The organism is Algoriphagus aquimarinus, from assembly GCF_007997215.1.
GTDB lineage: Bacteria > Bacteroidota > Bacteroidia > Cytophagales > Cyclobacteriaceae > Algoriphagus > Algoriphagus aquimarinus_A.
The window spans coordinates 17,853-39,076 of sequence record NZ_VORW01000030.1 but is presented as its reverse complement, the minus strand read 5'-3'; the positions used below and the strand labels follow the sequence as shown (position 1 = coordinate 39,076).

General features: G+C 40.2%; 19 protein-coding genes. 13 read left to right on the top strand and 6 right to left on the bottom strand.

Annotation, left to right across the window (positions count from 1 at the left end; genetic code table 11):
* The first annotated feature begins 392 nt into the window (after window positions 1-392).
* The 4 genes from ESV85_RS21255 to ESV85_RS21240 all read left to right on the top strand — a co-directional run bounded on the left by ESV85_RS21255 (window position 393) and on the right by ESV85_RS21240 (window position 3,963).
* Window positions 393-1,007 carry a hypothetical protein gene (locus tag ESV85_RS21255; RefSeq protein WP_146921225.1) on the top strand — a complete coding sequence of 205 codons (615 nt, stop codon included), beginning with the start codon at window positions 393-395 and terminating at the stop codon, window positions 1,005-1,007.
* A 1-nt stretch (window position 1,008) separates the two neighbouring features.
* A complete protein-coding gene (locus ESV85_RS21250; protein WP_223276078.1) occupies window positions 1,009-1,302 on the top strand; it encodes a winged helix-turn-helix domain-containing protein in 294 nt (97 codons plus the stop codon).
* A gap of 51 nt (window positions 1,303-1,353) precedes the next feature.
* Window positions 1,354-2,598 (top strand): hypothetical protein, encoded by a 1,245-nt coding sequence (locus ESV85_RS21245; RefSeq protein WP_146921223.1) that lies wholly within the window; start codon window positions 1,354-1,356, stop codon window positions 2,596-2,598.
* 78 nt (window positions 2,599-2,676) lie between these two features.
* Window positions 2,677-3,963 (top strand): sodium:proton antiporter, encoded by a 1,287-nt coding sequence (locus ESV85_RS21240; protein ID WP_317130812.1) that lies wholly within the window; start codon window positions 2,677-2,679, stop codon window positions 3,961-3,963.
* Here ESV85_RS21240 and ESV85_RS21235 read toward each other — a convergent pair whose 3' ends face one another.
* Entirely contained in the window at window positions 3,964-4,629 is a 666-nt protein-coding gene (locus tag ESV85_RS21235) for an FAD-binding oxidoreductase (protein WP_146921221.1), read from the bottom strand.
* 160 nt (window positions 4,630-4,789) lie between these two features.
* On the opposite strand from ESV85_RS21235, the gene ESV85_RS21230 reads away from it, so the two are divergent.
* The gene (locus tag ESV85_RS21230; protein WP_146921219.1) at window positions 4,790-5,701 is read left to right on the top strand and encodes a sugar phosphate isomerase/epimerase family protein; all 912 of its coding nucleotides are present in this window, start codon (window positions 4,790-4,792) and stop codon (window positions 5,699-5,701) included.
* A 529-nt stretch (window positions 5,702-6,230) separates the two neighbouring features.
* On the opposite strand, the gene ESV85_RS21225 is transcribed toward ESV85_RS21230, so the two are convergent.
* Both ESV85_RS21225 and fahA read right to left on the bottom strand, forming a co-directional pair.
* On the bottom strand, window positions 6,231-7,733 hold the full coding sequence (locus tag ESV85_RS21225; protein ID WP_146921217.1) for a hypothetical protein: 1,503 nt from the start codon (window positions 7,731-7,733) through the stop codon (window positions 6,231-6,233).
* 268 nt (window positions 7,734-8,001) lie between these two features.
* Window positions 8,002-9,270, bottom strand: coding sequence for a fumarylacetoacetase (gene fahA, locus ESV85_RS21220; RefSeq protein ID WP_223276077.1), 1,269 nt, complete (start codon window positions 9,268-9,270; stop codon window positions 8,002-8,004).
* Window positions 9,271-9,506: 236 nt separating this feature from the next.
* On the opposite strand from fahA, the gene ESV85_RS21215 reads away from it, so the two are divergent.
* From ESV85_RS21215 to ESV85_RS21185, 7 genes are all read left to right on the top strand, one after another.
* A complete protein-coding gene (locus ESV85_RS21215) occupies window positions 9,507-11,390 on the top strand; it encodes a CocE/NonD family hydrolase (protein WP_146921215.1) in 1,884 nt (627 codons plus the stop codon).
* Window positions 11,391-11,555: 165 nt separating this feature from the next.
* Window positions 11,556-11,921: a DUF2200 domain-containing protein gene (locus ESV85_RS21210; protein WP_146921213.1), complete on the top strand. Its 366-nt coding sequence runs from the start codon at window positions 11,556-11,558 to the stop codon at window positions 11,919-11,921.
* A 127-nt stretch (window positions 11,922-12,048) separates the two neighbouring features.
* Window positions 12,049-12,771, top strand: a complete 723-nt coding sequence (locus ESV85_RS21205; RefSeq protein ID WP_146921211.1) for a DUF6090 family protein — start codon at window positions 12,049-12,051, stop codon at window positions 12,769-12,771.
* A 20-nt stretch (window positions 12,772-12,791) separates the two neighbouring features.
* Window positions 12,792-13,538, top strand: coding sequence for a DUF6090 family protein (locus tag ESV85_RS21200; protein WP_146921209.1), 747 nt, complete (start codon window positions 12,792-12,794; stop codon window positions 13,536-13,538).
* A 200-nt stretch (window positions 13,539-13,738) separates the two neighbouring features.
* Window positions 13,739-14,713: an NAD(P)-dependent alcohol dehydrogenase gene (locus tag ESV85_RS21195; RefSeq protein ID WP_146921207.1), complete on the top strand. Its 975-nt coding sequence runs from the start codon at window positions 13,739-13,741 to the stop codon at window positions 14,711-14,713.
* A 134-nt stretch (window positions 14,714-14,847) separates the two neighbouring features.
* A complete protein-coding gene (locus ESV85_RS21190) occupies window positions 14,848-15,615 on the top strand; it encodes a CDP-alcohol phosphatidyltransferase family protein (RefSeq protein ID WP_146921205.1) in 768 nt (255 codons plus the stop codon).
* A gap of 553 nt (window positions 15,616-16,168) precedes the next feature.
* The gene (locus tag ESV85_RS21185) at window positions 16,169-16,894 is read left to right on the top strand and encodes a DUF5715 family protein (RefSeq protein WP_146921203.1); all 726 of its coding nucleotides are present in this window, start codon (window positions 16,169-16,171) and stop codon (window positions 16,892-16,894) included.
* A gap of 134 nt (window positions 16,895-17,028) precedes the next feature.
* Here the strand turns inward: ESV85_RS21185 and ESV85_RS21180 are convergent, their stop codons facing one another.
* The 3 genes from ESV85_RS21180 to kbl form a co-directional block, all read right to left on the bottom strand.
* On the bottom strand, window positions 17,029-17,427 hold the full coding sequence (locus tag ESV85_RS21180; protein WP_146921202.1) for a type II toxin-antitoxin system HicB family antitoxin: 399 nt from the start codon (window positions 17,425-17,427) through the stop codon (window positions 17,029-17,031).
* Between the two features lie 48 nt (window positions 17,428-17,475).
* Window positions 17,476-17,670 (bottom strand): type II toxin-antitoxin system HicA family toxin, encoded by a 195-nt coding sequence (locus ESV85_RS21175; RefSeq protein WP_146921200.1) that lies wholly within the window; start codon window positions 17,668-17,670, stop codon window positions 17,476-17,478.
* A 297-nt stretch (window positions 17,671-17,967) separates the two neighbouring features.
* Window positions 17,968-19,164, bottom strand: a complete 1,197-nt coding sequence (gene kbl / locus ESV85_RS21170) for a glycine C-acetyltransferase (RefSeq protein WP_146921198.1) — start codon at window positions 19,162-19,164, stop codon at window positions 17,968-17,970.
* A 155-nt stretch (window positions 19,165-19,319) separates the two neighbouring features.
* Here kbl and ESV85_RS21165 point away from each other — a divergent pair, with 155 nt between their 5' ends.
* Window positions 19,320-20,267 (top strand): NAD-dependent epimerase/dehydratase family protein, encoded by a 948-nt coding sequence (locus ESV85_RS21165; protein ID WP_146921196.1) that lies wholly within the window; start codon window positions 19,320-19,322, stop codon window positions 20,265-20,267.
* Window positions 20,268-21,224: the final 957 nt, after the last annotated feature.

Genomic DNA, 21,224 nt, shown 5'->3' with positions numbered 1-21,224 from the left:
AATAGAGGATAGGAATACCTTTGTTTTGAAAAGAGTAATCAAAAAAGAGTCATTCCTGAAAAAGAAAAAATAAGAACAAAGTGTCTAATAACTAGACCGATATGGCTTAAGTTAACGCGTATGCCTGAAAGGGCGAGACTTCAAACAGTTTCACCCTTTCAGGGCTATATTTTTCTGACGTTTGAATTGTCCCCCGGCTTTGCCGAGGGTTATGAATTGTTTCAATCCTTCGGATTTTTTTATTGGAAATGAAAAGTGTTTATCAACAGTTGGCCTCAACTAAATTGTATCCTAGTGTAATTGCGTAAATACATTATTTCTAAAAATTATTATACAATCAGCAGGAAATCCAACTATTTGATTTTACTTTGTATCTCAAAGTACTTTTACCTATGAGAAAACCCGAACAAGAATTAGCCGAGATCAAATCCATGATGGAGCGGAGTACTCGCTTCCTTTCCCTCAGTGGATTAGCAGGAATTCTAGCAGGAATCTATGCTTTTGCGGGAGCAGGAATCGCCTGGTACTGGATTTATTTCCCCGACACAGAATTTGGAACTGAGAGTGAGCCTATTTCAAGCGATGAATTGCAAGTCAATTTATTGGCAGTTGCACTGTTAGTGTTGCTGCTTGCAATCGGTTCAGCTTATTTGCTAAGTCAAAATAAAAGTCAGCGCAAAGCTGAGAAATTTTGGTCCTCTGCAAGCAAAAGGTTCCTGCTTGCATTGTTTATTCCGGTATTGGCTGGTGGCCTATTTTCTATTGCTTTGATCCATGAAAATACCTACCAATTGCTCGCTCCCACCACATTGATTTTCTACGGACTGGGCTTGATCAATGCCTCTCATTTTACCCTTGGAGAAATTAGAAATCTAGGAGTTGGACAGCTGGTTTTAGGAATTTTTGCCGCTTTCTTTCCTGATTTCGGGTTGATTTGCTGGGCCTTGGGATTTGGCGTGCTTCATGTCATCTACGGCTCAATGATGTATTACCGATACGACCGCTAACGTGAAAGGAACTTACGATAAGGCCTTTGAGAATGTGGTCCGCTTGCGGGTCATGTCCATACTCATGGTCAATACTGAATATGACTTTAATTCCTTCAAAGACCTGCTGGAAGTGACTGATGGGAACCTTGCGTCACATTTGAAAAACCTTGAAAAACAAGAATACATTTCGGTCAACAAATCCTTTGTAGGTAGAAAACCGATGACCGCCTACACAGCCACCGAAAAAGGTAAAAAGGCTTTTCAGGAGCATCTGGAATTCCTCGAAATTTTAATCAAAGAAAACAAACTCTAAAAAAATTTATCAATTCACTTTGAATTACAAAGTGGAATAAATAGAACTAAAATGAAACAAGAAATCTTAAATCACTTGGATGATCCGGCTTATCTGGAAAAGCTTTATAGAAGCAATAAATCCACTTTCAAAGACTCATTTAGCTTCCTGTACCCCGAAATAAAAGGAAACCCGATGGCTAAGTTTTGGCATGAGCGGCTGAATTACGAATCGAATTCCATTTCCTGGGGATCTAAGGCTGACTTACTTTTTGTAGTCATCGCTTGCTTCATAGCAGGTTTGATCGCAAAAATCCCAACTGCATTTTCGGTCTCGGAAAACTTCTTTTATCCAAGAAATATTGGCTTTATAGTCTTTCCTTTCCTGACAGCATTTTTCGCCTGGAAAAATAAGATGTCCGCTAAAATGATTGGAATTATCAGCGCGGTGACTGTCATTTCGGCTGTCTACATTAATCTTCTTCCAGATAGCCTTGAAAGTGACACCTTAGTATTGGCCTGCATCCATTTGACAATATTACTTTGGATCCTGCTTGGCGCAGCTTTTTCAGGAAATGAACTTAGCAATTTCAACAAGCGACTCGACTTCCTTCGGTTCAATGGAGATGCATTAGTCATGATAGCAATTTTAGGTATTGCTGGAGGAATTTTATCCGGAATTACCTTTGGACTATTTTCTCTTATTGGAATCAACATTGAACAATTCTTTCAGGATTATATCATCGTTTTCGGCCTTCCTGCTATACCTATACTTGCTACTTTCTTAACTCAAACGAATCCACAACTCGTAAATAAAGTATCTCCCATAATCGCCAAACTTTTCAGTCCAGTTGTCTTGGTTATGCTCCTAGTTTATTTGGGTGCTATTATTTACTCAGGCAAGGATCCGTACAACGACCGTGATTTTCTCTTGTTATTCAACTCACTTTTGGTCGGCGTGATGGCTTTGATATTTTTCTCTGTGGCAGAAGGCTCAGGCAAGAAGAAATTTAGCGCTGACTTCTGGATATTACTGTTATTATCCATCGTCACTATTATCGTCAACGGAATCGCCTTATCGGCAATTCTATTTAGAATCGCAGAATGGGGTCTCACGCCAAATAGAATGGCTGTGCTCGGAAGTAATATTTTGATGCTAATCCATCTTTTGATGATTGCTTCGAAACTATTCCGAACAATCACCCGAAAATCAGAAAGCATTTCTGTCGGAAAATCAATCGTTCTATACCTTCCAGTTTATTTTGTTTGGGCAGCCATAGTCGTTTTCATATTTCCATTGATTTTCGGATTCAAATAACGCTTTTATCTCAGCAGGCATCATTCCGATTGAATGATGCCTGTTCTTTTTTGAGGCAATCAATAAAATGGTTGTAATTTGGCGATAGCCATCAAAACCAATTCTGATTCCATGGATATTTTCAGTGTCATCACCATTCTGATTGTACTTTCTGCAGCTTTTGCCTTTATCAATACCAAGTTTCTGAAGCTGCCATTCACCATTGGGTTGATGATTATTGCTATAGCTTTCACACTGGGAATTACGATTCTAGGCAAGTTCAATCATTTTTTCCTCGACGAAGCTGAGCTGCTTATCAAGTCTATTGATTTTGAAACTGCCCTGCTCGATGTGATGTTGAGCTTCCTGCTTTTTGCGGGAGCACTCCACACCAAACTGGATTCGCTAAGGAGACTGAAAGCTCCTATTGCAGTCTTTGCTACTATAGGAGTGGTACTATCCACCTTTTTCGTGGGTACGATGATGTTTTACGCATTCATACTTTTTGGTCACGAAATCGATTATATCTACTGTCTGCTCTTTGGCGCATTGATCTCTCCTACTGACCCTATAGCCGTATTGGGGATTTTGAAAAATGCAAATGCACCCAAGAAACTCGAGGTCAAAATAGTAGGTGAGTCACTGTTCAATGACGGAGTCGGTGTGGTGGTATTCTTGGTTATTTTCAAAATCGCCCAGCAGGGAATCGGAGCAGTAGATGCGGGAGATATTGGGCTTTTGTTCCTAGAAGAAGTGGTAGGAGGAATAATCCTCGGATTGGTAACAGGATGGATGACATTTCAGATAATGAAAGTAATAGACCACTATGAAACCGAGGTGATAATTACTCTTGCATTGGTGATGGGACTTTCTATGTTAGCTCATAAACTTCATGTTTCCGGCCCGCTGGCTGTGGTGGTAGCAGGGATTTTTATAGGAAATAAATCGCCGAAAATTGCCTGGTCGGAGACAACACACAATTACGTAGACAAATTCTGGGAACTGATCGACGTGCTACTCAACGCTGTTCTCTTTGTGTTGATAGGTCTCGAGCTATTAGTCATTTCCACCAGCGGAGAGTATTTGAAATTTGGACTGATCGCAATTCCGGTAGCCCTTATCGCTAGGTATTTAGCCCTTTCTGGACCTGTAGCTATTTTTGATAAAAAGCTAGATTTCATTCCAAAAACCAATCTAATGATGACTTGGGGAGGAATCCGAGGTGGAATCTCCATCGCTTTAGCTTTATCCCTAGAGCCTCAAATGGAGCGGGAATTATTCCTGACTGTCACCTATGTGGTGGTCGTTTTCTCGATTATTTTTCAGGGACTGACGATTGGACCATTGGTTAAGAAAGTTCTAAGCCAAAACAGCAAGGATCTCTAATTACTTTTCAAAAGTAACCGCTTCTGGTTTCGCTCCCAGATCTTCCAAAATCTTGCTTATATCTTTTACCATTTGATCTGGGCCGCAGATATAAAACTCCTGATTGAAATCTTTGACATGAGCCTTAATGAAGTCCTTGTCTATCATTCCATGCTGATGACCTGCAAGTTGATCTTTTGCCAAAATTGAAATAAAATCATTTCCTAAAGCCTTGCGAAAATAAGATTCCATGATTACATCCTCGCTGGTCTTGTTGGCAAAAATCAAGGTGTTCCCTTTCAATTTACCCGTGGATTCCAAGGATCTGAAAATGCCAATAAAGGGCGTAATTCCAGCTCCTCCTGCAATAAAAACTCCTTTGCCTTTGTATTGAATCGCTCCCCATGAGTCGTTCAGAATCAACTCATCTCCCTCTTTCAAAAGGTCGAGCTGATTAGTCACTCCATCATGATCCCTGTATGATTTGATCACAAACTCCAGGTGCCTTTCCTCCGGCAAAGATGTAAATGTAAAAGGGCGAAATTCACCTTTCCATTTCTCTTTATTGATTGCTAATTCAGTCGCCTGTCCAGGGATAAAAAAATAGCCCTTTGGCTTTTCCACTTTGTATTGTTTCACATTGTGAGTTACCTGTTGAATCTCGAGTATTTTTAAAATATGTGTCATTGTAATAAAAAGGTTGGTTCTAATGTATCAAACGAGACTGAGCATAATTGTTTAAATAACAGCTACTTTTCTCAATACATCTCAAACAGTAAATGGGGAGAGAGACGTAATATTTCGATGATTTAGCTAACTTGAAGCCGATAAAAAAATCAACCCTAAAATGAAAAAACATTTAAACCTGAGTATCAGTTTTCTTCTGGCGTTATCACTTGGATTTACTGCATGTAGCAGCAAAACTGGCTCTGAGGAAGTTATAGAAACAGTTGAAGAAACTCAAGTAGGATCATCCAGTTTTGGTGGCCTAGCCCTCTACACACTTCGTGATTCTATGGCAAAAGACCCTAAAGGCACCCTTCAAGCAGTAGCTGCTGATGGCTATGCTTATGTGGAAACTGCAAATTATGAAGATGGAAAATTCTATGGCATGACGCCAACTGAATTCAAATCCTACTTAGAGTCACTTGGCTTGACTGCCAAAAGTGCTCACATGGGTATGGTAAACATGGAAAATGCAGATCAACTGATAGCAGACGTAAAGGCTGCAGGGATTGAATATTTTGTAATTCCTGTACCTCCAATGGGGATGTTCACCTCTGGACCTAATGGCATGGGTATGAATGGAACACCCGCTGAATTGGTAACCATTATGAATACTTTGGGAGAAAAATGTACCAAAGCCGGAATCAAACTTCTTTATCATAACCATGACTTTGAATTTAAAGCAATGGCAGATGGTACAATCATCGAAGATCTATTGCTGGAAAAGTGTAATCCTGAGTTTGTAAACTTCCAAATGGACTTATTCTGGGTCACTAAAGCAGGCGTAGACCCGCTTACGTACTTCGAAAAGTATCCAGGAAGATTCATCGCTTGGCACGTGAAAGACATGAGCGAGGAAGGCAACTTCGCTCCTGTTGGAACTGGTACAATTGATTTCAAGAGAATCTTGGCAGAAAAAGATAAGTCAGGAATGGAATTCTATTTGGTAGAGCAAGACAGAACCTTTGAATTGGATCCTTTGGAAGCAATCAAAATCAGCCACGCTGGTTTGGAGGAAATTGGTTTCAAATAAGAACCAATAAGTCATACCTTATATAATGGAAAGCCATTCGAGAATTCGGATGGCTTTCTGCTTTTAAGGAAAATAATCAATAGCTTAAACGCTGCATGAGCAACACTACCATTTATATCCTAGCTGGAATAGTAATTCTACATTTTGTAGTAGGCATAGGCTATTTGATCTATAAAATCTCTGGAGGTAAATCCTCCAAAAAAGAAGAAGAGTAGCAAATTCAATGATCAATTTTCAAACTCAAGTAGGAGTCGAAAACAATTGTGACTGGTAGCTAATCGAAGTAGGTGGTTTTGGATCAGATAACTTTCCGTTTGTGAGGTTACCTTGCCAGTACTTGTATCACACAAACGAAAATCCACTTGAGCACTCTGTGTACTCCCTCGACCGTGGGTGAATTCATATCCAGCTTCTGGAGAAGCAGGATAACACTTATCTGTGCTCTCTGCATATCCTCTGTGTCCACCGCGGTTAAAACAAAAAACCACTCCTTATCAGAAGTGGCTTTCGCTCTTAGACCATTTAATCTTTACCCTATTAGCAGCGTTAAGTTGCGATGAGTACTGTTCTGGCCCACCCAGGAATACCCGTTGGTTGTCCTCGCGCTGACCGAAAGCACGAAGCTATAAGCACAGGATTGCGGAGGTCTCCAATTCCCTGATTCAGGAATTAGCTTATTGACAAATCCCTCCCAATTTCCCTTTGCAAGTGTGTAACTTTCACTGAAAATAGAAGCAGAAAGACCAGCGCCATAGGTTGCATAGAAACTGACTCCCCTCAAATTTCCTTCAGGATCATTTGCAGTAATTCGGAAATTCAAACCATCAGGAGCTGCTCCTATAGTTTCAATTGCACAGGCTGAGACTTCGATACTACCATGCTTTACACTTTCTATGATAGTGGACGGCACATGATTATCAATAAACAATCTCAATTCCTGAATAGCGGCTATATCGGTCGTACTACTTCCAACAAAAAATGTCACTTGGATTCTATACAGCCCAGGTAAAAGTGCCGTAGTGGGAAACTGGATTAGCAGATCATCGATCGAGTAATCCGTCCCAGGATTTGCCATCTGATAGTAGCCATAAGCCGAAGCAGCAAAGGATTCCAACGCATAGGTTGATCCAGTCCAGCGGTAGTTTGACCAGTTAGAAATCAACTTGGCGAAAGAGCCTCCCGGAGCTGCTATTTCCACTTTGTATTTGGTATTCCCTGCCGCCCAGAGTTGCTGTAGCTTGGTACGATTACCTATCAAATTCAGCGTTCCGCCAAATGCTGCATTCTCTACAAAGTGATAGTATCCTGAGTCAGTTTTTGCACGACCAGTCGCTGAGATTTTAGTCGTGGGTATCAAACCTACACTTCCTACCACAGGCCCCAAATCCTTGGAAGGGATGGTAGGTTTTCTACTTAAAATCAACTGGCGAAGTTTGGTGAAATCCTTGTAGAAATCGCCTGGAAAGTCAGTTGTAAACCCCGGATTACTGGATCTGACTCTAAATCCAAAATATGTGTAGGGAGTACTCAATGGCCAAGAAAGCGCAACATTGATCTCACTAAGTTCCAGTCTAAATTTCCAGATTCGGTGAGATTCATCAGAATTTGGACTGGCACCAAACTCTTGGACAACACCGGAATTTGAGGGATCTGCCAGCAGTCCAGTCCAGCTGCCCGGCCCAAGGTATTTCTGCCTTCCCAATTTATTTGGTTGACCTGGATAAAGTCCATAATTCACATCGACACCAGAGGTGATCGCACGATCACGGTTGTTGTCGAAAGTCAGCCAAAAGTAATCGTTAGTACCAGCATCATTTCCTGTGTCAGATACTACATCGAGTGTGAGATAGAGAAAATTAGCATCATTCTTTGCCATCACATAGCCTCTGGAGAATTTGAGACTGCCGGCATCATCCCAATCGCCAGCCATCACAGGCTTATTGATGTCGACGGGATTTACCGCCCATTCGCTCCGAAGAGGTAAGGCAAAAAGAATAGGGGTTGTAATAGATAAATTTCTAAGCTTAGCCATTGTTTTTAATTAGTAAGAAAGTTTGAAAAGGAATAATTGTCTCTGAAAAAAATGAGACTTGTATGGAAATCTTTATCCCGCTTCATTTCTGAAAAAAGACAAAAAACTATCGGGAACCAACGAATACCAGGTAATGATAAATACCTCAAACTACTGATATTCAACGCTTAATAAATTTAAGCGTTATAGATAAAAATGAATAAGAAATGGGCATAAAAAAACCCTGACTTGTACTAAGTCAGGGTTTTAAATTAGTATTTATTGCAAATTACTTAGCAGGAAGAACCTTGGCTTTTACCTCTCCAAAGCCTACTCTCACTCCATCTTTCTCCGCAAATCCTTTCATAATTACAGTATCTCCGTCTTCGATAAACGTTCTCTCAGTTCCAGATTCGAGCTTTACAACTTCCTTTCCATTCCAGGAAAGCTCCAGCATAGATCCATAAGAATCTGGCTCCTGACCAGATATAGTCCCAGAAGCCATCATATCTCCTACATTGATATTGCAGCCATTAACGGTATGATGCGCCAATTGCTGCGCCACATTCCAATACATGTTCTTGAAATTGGTCGTACTCACTTTGCTGCCTTTTTCTCCATCAGGCTGAATGTATGCTTCCAATTGTATATCAAAGCTGTGGGACTTATCACATTTCAAGTAGTCCAAAACCTCTGGCTCTTGCACTTGGCTTTCTACCTTGAATTGCTCCAATGCTTCCAAAGTAACCACCCAAGGTGATATAGAAGAAGCAAAGCTTTTTCCTAAAAAGGGTCCTAAAGGAACATATTCCCAAGCCTGAATATCTCTGGCTGACCAATCGTTGAAAAGCACAAAACCAAAAATATAATCCTCTGCATCAGCAGTAGAAACAGAATCACCAAGTTTGGTGGATTTGCCTGTAATGAATGCTAACTCCAATTCAAAATCCAACTTTTTGCTAGGGCCAAATACCGGAGAACCTGACTCTGGATCCTTGGTTTGACCTTTTGGTCTAGTGATAGGAACTCCAGAAGGAATGATGGAGGATGCTCTTCCATGATAGCCTACTGGAAGATGTTTCCAGTTTGGCAACAGTGCATTCTCAGGATCACGGAACATTTTACCTACGTTAGTAGCATGCTCCACACTGCTGTAGAAATCAGTGTAATCACCGATCTTCACAGGCATCAGCATAGTCGCTTCCTTTCGGTGCAACATCACTTTTCCTCTTGCAGAATGATCTCGTAGCTTTTCATTATCCGCAGTAAGCAGATCCTGAACACGCTCTCTGATTTTTTTGGTAATCACTTTACCTAAGGCAATCATCTCATTGAGCGAATCTTTTAGGAACACACCTTCAGGCAAAAACATATCGGAAAAAAACCCCTCCTGATCCAGGATACTCAAATCTACAATCTTGTCTCCGATTGCAATTCCTATACGCGGACTAAGTTTTTTATTCTGAAAAATCCCAAAAGGGAGATTATAAATCGTAAAATCAGAATTTTTTGATACTTCCACCCAGGAAATCAGTGTGTTGGTCGGGCTATCGCTCATGTGTAAAAATCGTTGTGACTGCAAATTTAGCCTTTATGTATGAAATGAAAAGGGTAAAAGTCCATGGCTTGGTAATTCATTTTCAAACCGCACACATAAGTCTTTGGCTACTTGCGCTTTGACGCAGTATATCTAAATTTCAATTAATTCTCAACCATAAAATCGACCAATCATCATTTTCCATACCTCCTAAACAATCCCTTCACTAACTTAGATTGAAATTGAAATCCTAACACATGAAACATCTTTATAACATCTTCCTGACTCTGCTGCTGGTCATGGTCGTTTCTGTTACTTTTTCTCAGGAAAAAAGCATCATCGATCAGCTGGATGAAGTCGCTATTGTGGATCAAAAAGTCATGATGCCCATGCGTGATGGCGTCCGGTTGGCCACAGATATTTACCGTCCCAAAGGCGAAGGGAAATATCCAATAGTATTTTCCCGAACTCCTTACAATTTCAATACCTGGGGAAATGGAGAAATGAACACACGCACCATGCAGACTGCTCTTTCCTGGGTGGAAAAAGGCTATGTCTACGTAGTACAAAACGAGCGTGGCAGGTATTTTTCCGAGGGAGATTGGGATATTCTTGGCGTTCCATTGACGGATGGATACGACGCCTTTGAGTGGATGTCCAAGCAAAATTGGAGTAATGGCAAGATCGGAACGCTGGGTTGCTCTTCCACAGCCGAATGGCAAATGGCCGTAGCTTCACTGGATCATCCAGCCTTAGGAGCATTAGTACCCCAAGGTTTTGGTGCAGGAGTAGGTAAAGTTGGAGAGTTTTGGGAGCAAGGAAACTGGTACCGAGGAGGTGCTGGACAGATGCTATTCACCAACTGGCTTTATGGCGTACAGCATGACCCAATGGCTCCTAAATTACCAAAAGGTATCAGTCAGCAAGATTTGCTAAGACTTCAGCGCTTCTATGATATGTCACCGGAGTACCCGAGAATTGATTCCAAAGAGGCACTTTCACATCTTCCGATTCAGGATATTATCAAAAATCAAAATGGCCCAATGGGCATCTACGAAGAGATGATCACCCGTAAGCCAAATGATCCAAAGTGGTTTACTAGTGGTTTGTATAATGACGAAATGCCTTTCGACAAGCCTAGTTTCTGGTTTGTGTCTTGGTTTGATGTGTCCTCAGGTCCAAATATCGCGATGTTCAATCACGCCAGAGAAAATGCCGTTTCCCAATTAGCACGGGACAATCAGTATTTGGTGATTGCTCCCGTTATGCACTGTTCCTACACTCGAGCTACTGAAAACACCATGATAGGTGATTTGAATGTGGGTGATGCCCGATTGAATTACGATGAGATCATTACGGCATGGTTTGATCTATGGCTGAAAGGAGAAAAGTCTGAAGTGATGGAGGAAATGCCTAGAGTACAGTATTACACCATGGGATCAAATAAGTGGCAAACTTCTGATGTATGGCCTCCTGCTGAGGCTGTGATGACTACCATGTATTTGGCCTCAGAAGGCAATGCCAATACGCTTCAAGGTGACGGAAAGCTTACTCCAAAAAAACCTAAAAAAGACAGTCCTGACACGTTCAAATACGACCCTATGAATCCAGTAACTTCCTATGGAGGAAATGTCTGCTGTACGGGAAATGCTGTGACTGGTGGTTCTTTTGATCAATCCGAAATGGAAATTCGGGATGATATTCTTGTTTACACTTCAGATGTATTGGAAGAAGGAATCGAGGTTTCAGGATATATAGAGTCCTACTTATACCTTTCTTCAGATGCTAAAGACACCGATGTAACCATAAAATTGATCGATGTGCATCCTGACGGAAAAGCATTTAACCTAGATGAAACCATTCAGCGTATTCGCTATAGAGAGGGTTATGACAAGGAAGTTTGGATGGAAGATGGCAAGGTTTACGAAGTCAAAATGACTCCTATGAGTACCTCCAATTACTTTGATAAGGGACACCGGATCCGCATAGAAGTGAGTAGCTCCAACTTCCCTAGATTCGATAGAAATATGAATACAGGAGGAAATACCTACGATGAAACTGAAGGGGTAGTAGCCACAAACTCCATTCATCATGGTGCAAAAAGCCTGAGTAGAATTGTGCTACCTATCGTGAAAAAATAGGTTTAATTCTTATTCAATAGAAAAAGGGAAGCTTAAACGCTTCCCTTTTTCATTTTCAAACTTTTAGGCACTGAGTATACCTAAGATTAGCTATTTTCAACATTGTAAATCAAGTAGACAACTAAGGAGATTTGTATCCCTTCGCAATCATTATCAATTAAGAATATGATAACAACACCTGAACACGATGCCAAAATGGCGAAATTGACATTTGCCTCAGTATATCCACACTATGTAGCTAAGGTTGAGAAAAAAGGTAGAACAAAGGAAGAATTACACCAGGTGATTGAGTGGCTAACTGGTTTTGATGAGCAAAAACTGCAGGAACTGATTGCCGAAAAAGTGACTTTCGTTACCTTCTTTCAAAAAGCAAAATTGAATCAAAATGCCCCTCTAATTACAGGGATGATTTGTGGCTATAGTATAGAAGAAATTGAAACTCCGCTGACTAAGAATGTTAGATACCTGGACAAATTGGTTGATGAGTTGGCAAAAGGAAGGAAGATGGAGAAAATCTTACGCCAAGCGTAAGATGAATGAGTAAGGACTACAAACATGTTTTATTGACTAAGCTAACTAGAGATAGAATTCCCAAGGATCCTGCAGGATACAATAAAAAACCTGAGAGGACATTTTTCATTATACCCACATGTAACCTATGATAAAATTTTTTAGAAAAATTCGCCAAAGCCTACTTTCAGAAGGCAATACTGGAAAGTATTTAAAATATGCTGTTGGTGAGATCATCCTCGTGGTAATCGGAATATTAATAGCAGTCCAAATCAATAATTGGAACAACAGAAATCAACTGGAAGATTTAGAAAGAAAATATCTTATAGAAATTAGAAACAGTTTACAATTCGATTTAAAAGACATTCAATTCAACATTGGCTTTAACGAAAGTAGGTTGAGGTCAAATGAAATCGTACTTCAATACCTAAACAGAGAAATTGAGTATTCTGATTCTCTCAAATTCCACTTCGCAAATATGATATTTACAACCAGGACACTCCCAAATCAGAGTGCCTATGAAAATCTAAAATCACGTGGACTGGAAATTATCACCAGTGATAGTCTAAGACAAAATATCACCTCACTTTACTCCTTTTCATTTCACAATTTGATTGATTTTGAAAAGCAAGACGATAATTCATTTCAGTATGGATTATTTATGCCAGAAGTATCTAAAGCTTTTAAAATTGAAGCGATATGGGAAAGTGCAGAACCAATTGATGGTCAAAATTTATTTAAAAATCATCAACTCAAAAATGTGATTACTACCAATATTTTCCTAAGAAAAACCATGCTAGGATTCTATTATGAATTAAAGGAGGACGTTGAACTAACGATTAATTTAATTAGTCAGGAATTGGACAGTTAAGCTTAATTACACCATAACACATGATAAAATTCTTTAGAAAAATTCGACAAAGTCTACTATTAAAAGGCAATACTGGAAAGTATCTAAAGTATGCCATTGGTGAGATAATATTGGTAGTTGTCGGTATTTTGATAGCGCTAACTATAAATAACCTGAATGAGGAAAGTAAAAAAGAGAAATTAAAAGACGGTTATATAAAATCATTTCAATCAGATCTGGAGGCTGACGTTATTCTCCTTGAAAAGCAATTAGCGGATTTTGAGCAGCTTTTAAAGGAGGATTCGGAATTATCCAGACGGCTTTCTTCTCCCAATGCTAACGCTGACACGCTTATCAAAATAGCTCGATTTGAATTCACCCCGTATTTCAATCCCAGTAATGAATTAAACTTAAATACCTTCAATGCGATGATTTCCACGGGTAATTTGGACTTACTTGATAGAGATTTTGCCAAAAAAATTCAAGAACATAACGCGTTCCAGTTAACAACTTTGAAACTGGTGGATTTTAATCTGAAAATCTGCTCAGACGTAGGGAAGACCTATGTTCAAACCTACCCGCTAAACAGCCCCTTTAACGCCATAAATGGTGAAACAATGGATTCGTTTTGGGATGAAGCCAATGAAAACAAATTGAAAATAGATTTAAATGCTGCACTAACTTCCAAAATATTTGTGTCCAAACTAGTAAATAATGGCAGAGGAACATTGCTGGAAAGGACAAAAGAATTGATCGCGGAAATTGACAAAATACTGGTTGAGGATTAATAAAAGGAATATGAATATCCCCAATCTTACCAGTAACCTAAAATTCTTTGCTAACCCGATCATCCCGATAGCAATCGGGAGACCGAAGACGGGTGACCGAAGTAGCCTAAATACTAGAGTTAACCAAATCCTATAATGCTTTAGTCTTCCTATTGGTAGAAATACGGATTTATATAAAAAATAAAAAGTAGAATAAGCACATGAAAGCCATTTTATTTGAGAAGTACGGAATACCAGAGGAAGTGCTAGCATTGAAAGAAGCACCTCTCCCTACTCCTATGGATAATGAGGTTTTGATTAAAATCTATACTACTACAATCAATGATTATGACTGGAGTATAGTCCGTGGCAAGCCTTATTTGTATAGACTGATGTTTGGCCTATTCAAACCTAAAAATCCAATCGCTGGGATGGAGCTTTCAGGTATAGTTGAAGGAATTGGATCAAAGGTGAACAAGCTAAAAGTTGGGGATGCGGTATATGGCGATATTTCACATTTCGGATTTGGGACTTTTGCGGAGTATATCAGTATACATGAGGATGCGGTAATGATCAAGCCTGAGGGTTTGAGTTTTGAAATAGCAACGGCTATTCCTCATGCTTCTACCCTAGCCCTGCAGGCACTTCGAGATATCGCAAAGATAAATCAAGGACAGAAAGTGCTCATCAATGGAGGCGGTGGCGGTGTAGGCACCATAGGTCTTCAATTGGCAAAACTCAGCAACTGTGAAGTAACAGGAGTAGACTCAGGAGAGAAATTGGCGATGATGAAATCCCTCGGCTATGACCAGGTGATCGATTACAATAAGGTGGACTTCACAAAAACTGGAGAACAGTACGATCTGATTCTGGACTGTAAAACAAACAAATCTCCATTTTCCTATTTGCGAGCCTTGAAGCCAACTGGAATCTATGTGACCATTGGTGGCGACCTTGGCAGTTTAATCTCAGTACTTTTTTGGAGTAAGATATTCTCCCTATTCTCTTCGAAAAGACTTCGAATCCTCAGTCTAAAACCAAATGAAGGTTTGGATGAAATAGCCCAGCTAATAATTCAAAATAAAATCTCCCCTGAAATAGATGGCCCTTATCCCGTGGAAGATACAGCTAGACTAATTCAGTATTTCGGCGAAGGAAAGCATAAGGGGAAAATTGTGATTAAGGTGAGTGGGTGATCAGAGGAAGGGAATTGTTTGTTACGACCTCCTTTAAATTAATAGTATCTTCACGGATTAATTTTCCCCAATCTAATTGAAGGGTTAGTTTGCCATTGCAGTGGACATCAAACAGCCCTGATAGAAGACCATTTATGTCCAAATTACCAGAAGCGTACAAGTTCCTTGATTTATCAGACTACGGAAGACCAAGTGCAAGATGGATCGCCAATGCACTAAAAGACACATCAGTTACCCCTGTGCAAGTCACCTCCTGGTTTATTGTTTCAGGAGCTTTGGCGATAGCCTGTATCTTGCTTCAGTTTTATGCAGCAGCTGCATTCTTTCTGATTCTGAAGTCTATTTTAGATGCGGCAGACGGGGAGCTTTCGCGGATAAAAAACACTCCATCCTACATCGGTAGGTATTATGATTCCATTGCTGATATCATCTTGAATTTCTTGTTTTTTCTTGCATTCTGGCATATTACCGATGGCAAAATTGGATACATGCTACTCGCTTTTATTGGGTTACAGTTGCAAGGCACGCTGTATAATTACTACTATGTCATTCTTAGAAATACGGTCAATGGAGACCGGACCAGTAGAATCTTTGAAGACGTAGCACCAATTGCCATGGAAGGAGAAAAACAAAGTACAGTCAATCGATTTTATAAAATCTATGACCTGCTCTACATTTCTTTTGACAAGACGATTTATCACCTCGATCGAAATGCCATGAATAGTAAACCGTTTCCGAGATGGTTTATGACTATGCTTTCAACCTTCGGACTGGGGTTTCAGCTTCTCTTAATGTCAATTATGTTATGGTTCAATCTGGAGGCATATATAATTCCATTTTTCATCGCATACTCCAGTTTGATTTTAGTCTTCGTGGTAATCAGAAGAACCGTATTAAATTGATAATCAACAGAAAAAATTGATTTAGGAGTATTAATTCCGTGCAAATATCGGGACTGACTACACCTTCCTATAAATATGAATTGTAATTCAAGATGCTTAATGCGAAGCAAGTCCAGCTTCTGGAGAAGCAGGACAAACATTAGCACTGCTCAGACCTTGGTTGGTGAGCCAGTCTGTTAGCAGACAGGCTTGTCGATACATGACTTTCATTTTGGCTAAAAAAAATCACAAAAAAAACCCAAATTCAGCGTCGAACATGAGCAAGTCCAGGTTTCGGAATCAGGGCAACCGTGACCTTGCGCTTTCTTTGTCTCAAACTGCTCTATTCCTCTCAAAATACCTCTTATAAATTCTATTAACCAACAGAAAAATTTCTATTGGGATTTGACACCAAAAAAAGACAAGTTATCGCTTCCATCAAAATGGAGGCAAGTACGGAGGCCCGCAAATAAAAGAAATTAGTTTAGTGCCAAGATTTAGTATGGTTTAATCTTTGCTCCACTCCAGCACTTGATCCTCTGCAAAAATCACAAAACCAAGTAGTCCTTTACCTATGAAAAAACCACATATCATACAACTTGCCGCCATTTTCTTACTTTTTTCGGCAGGTGCTCTCGCAACGCAAGTATATATGCCTGAATTGAAAAAGCAATTAAAAGACACCTATTCTACTCTTACCAATAAATTAGAACCAGCCTCAACAAAGATTGAAAAAACAGAACCTATTGAGTTAGAAACACCCATTCCCAGAGTAATCCCACCTATCCCTGATGAGCTGATTACCAAGGAATATGACAAGCATCTTTATGCAGCAGAATATAACGGATTTGGTTTAATTGATAATGAAAGCCATTTCAAAAAACTAATTGAGGAGCAAAAGTTAGTGCTAGTGAATCAAGGAGCTGGATACGAAGTTATGGAACTTACTCATAGCCATCCTTACGTCACCCCCTACTCAAAAATCATACTTGAAGAATTGGGGCTTATATTCCAATCGCTAACGAATGATGAGAGTTTCTTTACCATAACATCAGTCACTCGAACTCCTGAACAGCAAGAAAGTTTAAGAAAGCGGAATAGAAATGCAACTTCCGGCATCAGTTCTCACTCCTATGGAGTATCCTTTGATATTTCTTACGTGAGATTTAACGGCAAGAAAGGTTCTAACTGGGCAGCTAAGAAAAAACTTGAAAAGATTTTAGATGAATATCAAAAAGCTGATAAAATCATCTTTATCAAAGAAAGAAATCAGAGTTGTTACCACGTGACGGTTAGATAATATTTTTAGCGACGAGAGAAGTGAATAAAGTTTCAATGGTAATGGTTCGACAGGCTCACCAAAACAACTCAATTTTCAAGGAGGAAGCATGACAACTTGCTCCTAATACTTGTAGGTGCTCTTATTAAAAATATCTAAACGACTTTTAACAGGTCTTGAGCGATTTGGTGAATTCCCTCTATTACTTTTTTACGGTTATCTGCACGCGGAACCACTCTACCAGTAATGTAATGACCCAGCTGACGCTCATTGATTCCCGATGCACGGGCGATCGCCGCTCGGGAGATTTTCCCATCCAATGTTTTCAAAAGTGCTTGTGTATTGAGGCGAAAAACCAAGTCGTAATCGCCTTGAAGAACGGAAGGTATTTCATCTTCATCTTCTAGAATTCCTTCAAGGTGCAACTTTAAGGCTGAAGTGTATGCTTCCTTAACACCTTCCAAACTTTTATGCGTAGCTACGCATCCAGACACATCTTCGCTGTACGCTCCGAAATTATCTTCCCAGGTGACATCTACAACTAAATTCGCCATTTTACTTTACTATTTATTTTTACACGAAGATTTAAATAAAGCAGGAAGCTATTTCCAGCTTGCTTGCTTCCAGATACTATTGAGAAGCTCCTGACTTAAAGTGTCCGAAGGTTTACCGTTTACTGTCACCCTCCCCTTTTTAGTGAGGTGTTTGAACTGTCTGTGGCTCCCTTTCTGAGTATGTAGAAACCAATCGTCTTTTAGTAGAAGCTTCAAAACATCTGCTACTTTCAATTTCCTCATAATCCGCATCGATAAACCTCTTCAAATATAGTAATAATACTACGTTTTAAGAAATAATTCAATTGGTTCTATTTCACTCAATATCTCAATATTCATAGTTCGACATACTCACCAGAATAGCTCAATTTTCAAGGAGAAAACAACAACGACCTTTATGTCTTTTTTGAGCACTTTGTGGCTAAAAAAAAATCATAAAAAAACCGGGAATCTAAATTAGAAACCCGGCTTTGCTGCATCGGATACCTAGCATAGGACATCCAACAAATAATGTAACTACTATCCTTGCGGACAATCCTGTTAATCAATCACTCCTAATTCTTTTCCAACCACAGTGAAAGCGGCAATCGCCTGATCCAAATGCGCTCGGTCATGACCAGCAGAAATCTGCACACGGATTCTCGCCTGACCTTTTGGTACTACAGGGAAATAGAATCCAATTACATAAATCCCTTTCTCCAGCACCTTCTCAGCCATTTTCTGCGATAGCACCGCATCATATAGCATAATCGGTACGATAGCATGCTCACCCGGCTTGATATCAAATCCTGCAGCAGTCATTTTCTCACGGAAGTACTTGGTATTTTCTTCCAGTTTATCTCTCAATTCGGTCGTCTCAGATAGCAAATCAAAAACGGCTATGGAAGCTCCGGTAATCGATGGAGCCAAGGTATTTGAAAACAAATAAGGTCTAGAGCGCTGACGAAGCAATTCGACAATCTCTTTTCTTCCTGAAGTAAATCCTCCAGATGCACCACCAAGTGCTTTACCAAGCGTACCGGTGATGATATCTATTTTGCCCATCACACCACAATGTTCGTGGACACCACGGCCAGTTTTACCCATAAAACCCGTAGAGTGACATTCGTCTGTCATCACTAAAGCTTCATATTTCTCTGCCAGTTCCACGATCTTATCCAACTGCGCAATCGTGCCGTCCATAGAGAAAACTCCGTCGGTCACGATGATTTTTTGCTTTGCTCCTTTAGCAATAGCGTCCTTCAGCTGAGTTTCCAGATCCGCCATATCGTTGTGCTGGTATCGGAAACGCATGGCCTTGCAAAGACGAACGCCATCGATGATCGATGCATGATTCAATGCATCTGAAATGATCGCATCTTCAGCTCCCAAAATCGGTTCGAATACTCCACCATTTGCATCAAAAGCCGCTGCATAAAGAATGGTATCCTCGGTTCCCAAAAACTCAGAAATTTTCTTCTCCAATTCCTTATGAATGTCTTGCGTTCCGCAAATAAAACGAACGGATGACATCCCAAAACCGTGTGAATCGATCGCTGCCTTTGCTGCTTCGATTACTTTTGGGTGTGAGGATAGTCCCAAGTAATTGTTTGCACAGAAATTCAAAACCTTCTGCCCTCCGGCTATAGTAATTTCTGCTGATTGTGGTGAGGTAATGACACGCTCTTTCTTGAAAAGACCGGCATCTTCTATTCCCTTAAGTTCTTCTTGTAATTTGGGTCTGAACTGATCGTACATGATAGCTAGTTGATTTTATATTATTCAAAAACGTCTGATTCCTTTGGTCAAAAACCCTGCTCTGGAAGCAGTTTTTTCTTAGTTTTGCAGTCGAAAACCCAAATATAAACAAAAACCTAGAGCTCATCTTTAGGTAGATTTTGAAAGAAATATCAATGGAAAAAATCCTGGTAATAGGCGCCGCAGGGCAATTGGGTTCAGAACTCACTCGTTCTCTGGCAGATCAGTTTGGAGCAGAACAAGTAATCGCTACAGATCTCAGCGAATCAGCAAAAGCAAAATTTGACTTTTGTCGTTTTAAGGTCCTCGACGTGATGGACAAGGATGGCTTGAGAAATCTGGTCAAGCACGAACAAGTCACTCAGATTTATCATTTGGCGGCCGTTCTTTCGGCTGTAGGTGAGAAAAAACAGCTCTTCGCCTGGGAACTAAACATGGAAAGTTTGCTTCATGTCCTTGAGCTCGCCAAAGAATTTAAACTTAATAAGGTATACTGGCCATCATCCATAGCGGTCTTTGGGCCAAATACGCCAAAAATAAATACTCCTCAATATTGCGTAAAAGAGCCTAACACTGTTTATGGTATTTCGAAGCAAGCGGGAGAAAGATGGTGTGAATACTATTTTCAGAAATTCAATGTGGATGTCCGCAGTCTACGTTACCCTGGCTTAATCGGCTATAAGTCACTTCCTGGTGGTGGAACGACCGACTATGCAGTGGATATTTATCATAAAGCATTGGCGGGTGAAAAATTCGATTGCTTCCTACGTGAAGACAGTTCTCTTCCGATGATGTACATGCCAGACGCGATCAAAGCGACGTTGGATCTAATGAATGCTCCGCGTGAATCTGTGAAAATCCGCTCCAGCTACAATCTTGCTGCAATGAATTTCACGCCAAAAGAAATCTATCAAAGCATTTTAAAACATATTCCTGACTTCAAAATCGAATACAATCCTGATTTCCGTCAGGCAATTGCCGACAGCTGGCCGGATAGCATCGACGATTCCTGTGCAAGGAAAGATTGGGGCTGGAAACACGATTATGATCTAGATGCCATGACAAAGGATATCTTGGAGAATCTTCCAAACTTCAAATTCTAAAACCTCTACCCTGCTCCAAAAAGCAGGGTATTTTTTTTTAAACCACTGTGATCACGGAGGATCACACAGAAACCACAGCTAAGTGTTATACGAACATAGGCATCAGAGCTGGATCAACTATTGTTATCCTGCTTCTCCAGAAGCTGGATAAGTTAGGCCTTAATTCTTTACTTTTTTTCACAACCAACTTGAAGGCGGCTAACGCAAATATTTAGCGTAAGCCGTTAGTCTAGCACGAAGGAAGGCAGTATCAGAGCTGGATCAACTCCCCCTTGATTTCTAGATAGAATTTGGAAACGAGATTTTGACAAAGGGGGCAAGGGGGATTTTTAACGATCAAATGATCTGCAAATATTTTTCCTTCACTAGAAATTGGAATTAACAAGTAACAATTCATTATAAGATATTATGTGTATTCGCTTGAATGCACGTACCAAAATAATATTTTGAATACCTTTCCCTTCGACTGCGCTCAGGGATCGAATTTAAGCTTAAAATCTAGGGAGAGGGAGAGAATGCGGCGGTGCCGCATTCTCTCCCTCTCCCTTTAAGCTTAAATTGACCGGAGGCTGAGCGCAGTCGAAGCCTGATTGAACATACGTGCAGATATCCGAATACACATATAAGATATTAACCACAAAGAACCCATATCTTTTGCAGGAGAGCGCAATTCATTTCTACATGGAATAGGGCTGAAAGCCCGGCATATCAAAGCCCAGCTCGACAGGGCTGGGAACAAACAAATTGCCGCCAAACGAAAGCTCTGAAAGAGCGGAATATTGTTTAACCCGATTTATGCATTAGGTTTCGTTATGAGGGTAGCAAGTGCAATAAAATCAGGCTGTTTGGAGACTGAGGCATAGCACCGCTATGGTGAAGTCGAAAACAGCAACGTAGTGATTGATTTTGAAGCAATTACTGGCCGTAATAGAATTGCTAATGCATATTTCGGGTTTA

Coding starts and splice junctions, on each gene's coding strand:
- ESV85_RS21255 (WP_146921225.1), top strand. CDS start 393: ATGAGAAAACCCGAACAAGAATTAGCCGAGATCAAATCCATGATGGAG.
- ESV85_RS21245 (WP_146921223.1), top strand. CDS start 1,354: ATGAAACAAGAAATCTTAAATCACTTGGATGATCCGGCTTATCTGGAA.
- ESV85_RS21235 (WP_146921221.1), bottom strand. CDS start 4,629: ATGACACATATTTTAAAAATACTCGAGATTCAACAGGTAACTCACAAT.
- ESV85_RS21230 (WP_146921219.1), top strand. CDS start 4,790: ATGAAAAAACATTTAAACCTGAGTATCAGTTTTCTTCTGGCGTTATCA.
- ESV85_RS21225 (WP_146921217.1), bottom strand. CDS start 7,733: ATGGCTAAGCTTAGAAATTTATCTATTACAACCCCTATTCTTTTTGCC.
- fahA (WP_223276077.1), bottom strand. CDS start 9,270: ATGAGCGATAGCCCGACCAACACACTGATTTCCTGGGTGGAAGTATCA.
- ESV85_RS21215 (WP_146921215.1), top strand. CDS start 9,507: ATGAAACATCTTTATAACATCTTCCTGACTCTGCTGCTGGTCATGGTC.
- ESV85_RS21210 (WP_146921213.1), top strand. CDS start 11,556: ATGATAACAACACCTGAACACGATGCCAAAATGGCGAAATTGACATTT.
- ESV85_RS21205 (WP_146921211.1), top strand. CDS start 12,049: ATGATAAAATTTTTTAGAAAAATTCGCCAAAGCCTACTTTCAGAAGGC.
- ESV85_RS21200 (WP_146921209.1), top strand. CDS start 12,792: ATGATAAAATTCTTTAGAAAAATTCGACAAAGTCTACTATTAAAAGGC.
- ESV85_RS21195 (WP_146921207.1), top strand. CDS start 13,739: ATGAAAGCCATTTTATTTGAGAAGTACGGAATACCAGAGGAAGTGCTA.
- ESV85_RS21190 (WP_146921205.1), top strand. CDS start 14,848: ATGTCCAAATTACCAGAAGCGTACAAGTTCCTTGATTTATCAGACTAC.
- ESV85_RS21185 (WP_146921203.1), top strand. CDS start 16,169: ATGAAAAAACCACATATCATACAACTTGCCGCCATTTTCTTACTTTTT.
- ESV85_RS21180 (WP_146921202.1), bottom strand. CDS start 17,427: ATGGCGAATTTAGTTGTAGATGTCACCTGGGAAGATAATTTCGGAGCG.
- ESV85_RS21175 (WP_146921200.1), bottom strand. CDS start 17,670: ATGAGGAAATTGAAAGTAGCAGATGTTTTGAAGCTTCTACTAAAAGAC.
- kbl (WP_146921198.1), bottom strand. CDS start 19,164: ATGTACGATCAGTTCAGACCCAAATTACAAGAAGAACTTAAGGGAATA.
- ESV85_RS21165 (WP_146921196.1), top strand. CDS start 19,320: ATGGAAAAAATCCTGGTAATAGGCGCCGCAGGGCAATTGGGTTCAGAA.